This window comes from Collinsella aerofaciens (assembly GCF_040915545.1).
GTDB lineage: Bacteria > Actinomycetota > Coriobacteriia > Coriobacteriales > Coriobacteriaceae > Collinsella > Collinsella aerofaciens_BE.
On sequence record NZ_JBCPDH010000063.1, the window covers coordinates 1 to 2,318 of the forward strand.

Annotated in this window: 1 protein-coding gene; it reads right to left on the bottom strand. The window is 56.8% G+C overall.

The features are described from left to right. Positions 1-322 precede the first annotated feature (322 nt). On the bottom strand, positions 323-2,017 hold the full coding sequence (locus AB5202_RS09890; RefSeq protein ID WP_346972996.1) for a phospho-sugar mutase: 1,695 nt from the start codon (positions 2,015-2,017) through the stop codon (positions 323-325). Positions 2,018-2,318 lie beyond the last annotated feature (301 nt).

Sequence of the window (2,318 nt, forward strand, 5' to 3'; positions counted from 1 at the left end):
CCTCTCGGCGGCCTTGCGAAAAACAAATCCAAGTTAGACCATTTCAAATGGTTCGATGTCTGCCCGGATGCGACACTGAAGTAAGTGTCCATCCTCGCAGTATCCGGTTCTCAAGGTGCACGCCTGCGCTGGTTCCCGGTCCGACCGGGCCGCGCGGCAAGGAGATATATTGCCAGACCGGAGGGCCCCCGCGGGCGGGAATCTGGGCGTACACATTTCCTACACATATAAGTACTCTCGCCTGGCTGGTTAAAAACAAGAGGGGACCTCGCTTCCGAGATCCCCTCTTTCGCCTATCTATAGCAATAGACTCTTAAATCCCTTATGCCAGCAGCTTGCGACCGGACTCCTCGATCGCGTCAAGTGCTGCATCTGCCTCGGCGGCATCCGCGCCCTTAGCGAAGATGTACAGCTTGATCTTGGGCTCGGTGCCGGAAGGACGAACGATACCCTTGTTGCCACCCTCAAGATCGAACTCAATGACATTAGCCTTCGGAAGGCCGTTCACGCAGGTGTTGTAATCCACGACGGCCTCAATCTTGGAACCGGCGAGCTCCGCAGGCGGGTTCTCGCGCAGACCGGCCATGATGCCGGCCATCTTTGCCGCACCCTCAGCGCCCGGATAGCTCAGCGAAATCGTCTTATTGTGATAGTAGCCATACTTCTCGTACAGCTCGTGCATCGCGTCGGCGAGGTTCTTACCCTGCAGCTTGTAATACTGCGCCATCTGGCAAATCAGAAGCGAAGTGCTCACCGCGTCCTTATCGCGCACGTGGTCGCCGGCCAGATAGCCGTAGCTCTCCTCGAAACCGAAGATAAAGCGGTCGACCTCGCCAGCATCGGAAAGCGAGGTAATGATGTCGCCGATGTACTTGAAGCCCGTCAGGCAGCGACGGAGCTCAAAGCCATACTCCTCGGCCAGAGCGTCAACCATGGCGGAAGAAACGATTGTAGTAACGGCAACCTTCTTAGCGAGGTCCTCGCCGCGGGCGGCACGGGTCTTGCAGATATAATCGAGCAGCAGAACACCCATCTCATTGCCGGTCAGCAGCAGATAGTCATCACCATTCTTGACGGCAACGCCAACACGGTCGGCGTCGGGATCGGTTGCAAGCAGCAGATCAGGGTGAACCTGCTCGCAGAGATCGATGCCCTTCTGCATGGCCTGACGGATCTCGGGGTTAGGATACGGGCAGGTCGGGAAATCGCCGTTAGGCTCCTTCTGCTCGGGAACAACCGTGACATCGGTGATGCCAGCGCGCTCGAGCACCGTCGTGACGGGAATGAGGCCGGTGCCGTTGAGCGGAGTGTAGACGAGCTTAAGCGGTGCGCCGGCAATCTCCTCGGCAGAAAGGTTAGTCACGCCGCGGGCGAGAACTGCGTCATAATAACGCTCGAGGCACGAGTCATCGATCCATTTAACCAGACCCTGCTCAAGAGCCTCATCAAAGTCCATGGACTTCACGCCGGTAAACGTATCGGTCTCGGCAATAGCCTTAGAAATTGCATCGGCAGCCTCACTGGTGATCTGGCAGCCGTCGGGGCCATAGGCCTTATAGCCGTTATAAGGTGCCGGATTATGACTAGCGGTCATGCAAATGCCACCGGAGCACTTAAGGTCACGGACGGCCCAGGAAAGCGTCGGCACGGGAGAAATCTTGGGATACACGAGGGCCGTCACGCCGTTTGCCGCAAGAATGGCAGCCGTCGTCTTAACGAACAGTTCACCCTTATTGCGGCTATCGCGAGCGATGGCAACCGTCGGATGCTCGAAGGTCGCATTAAGATAGTCAGCAAAACCCTGCGTCGCGCGACCAACCGTATAGATATTCATACGGTTAGTGCCTGCACCGATAGTGCCACGTAGACCGGCGGTACCGAAGGCGAGATCTTGGAAGAAAGCGTCGGTGATGGCGTCTTCGTCACCCTGCTCCTTCATCGTGTTGAGCTCAGCGAGGAGCTCCTCGTCCTTGACATTGGCAATCCAAGTATCAAGCAGCTCATGAACATCTGCCATGTGAGTCCTTCCGTCACAATCAATAAAACAACCCGTGTAAAACAGGACAAGCGCATCAGCGCGCTAAAGCAAATATTAGTCCATTGAGAACAGAGAACCGGCCACAGAACGGTGAACGTTTATATTCACCGGTGGATGATTGGATTGATTTAATTGCTTAGTGAATGCCGCCTTTAACGCAAAAAAAGGGGGAGGCCGCGAGGCCTCCCCCTTCTTCAGTCCGTTGCGACGGCTCGGTGCCGTCCACCGGTCAGCGGCGCCCTGGCCTCCCACGGGCTGACCCCGCAGTACTCTCGGCGCG

What these genes read in the sequence shown, in the direction of transcription:
- AB5202_RS09890 (WP_346972996.1), bottom strand. Translation starts at nt 2,017, where the DNA reads ATGGCAGATGTTCATGAGCTGCTTGATACTTGGATTGCCAATGTCAAG.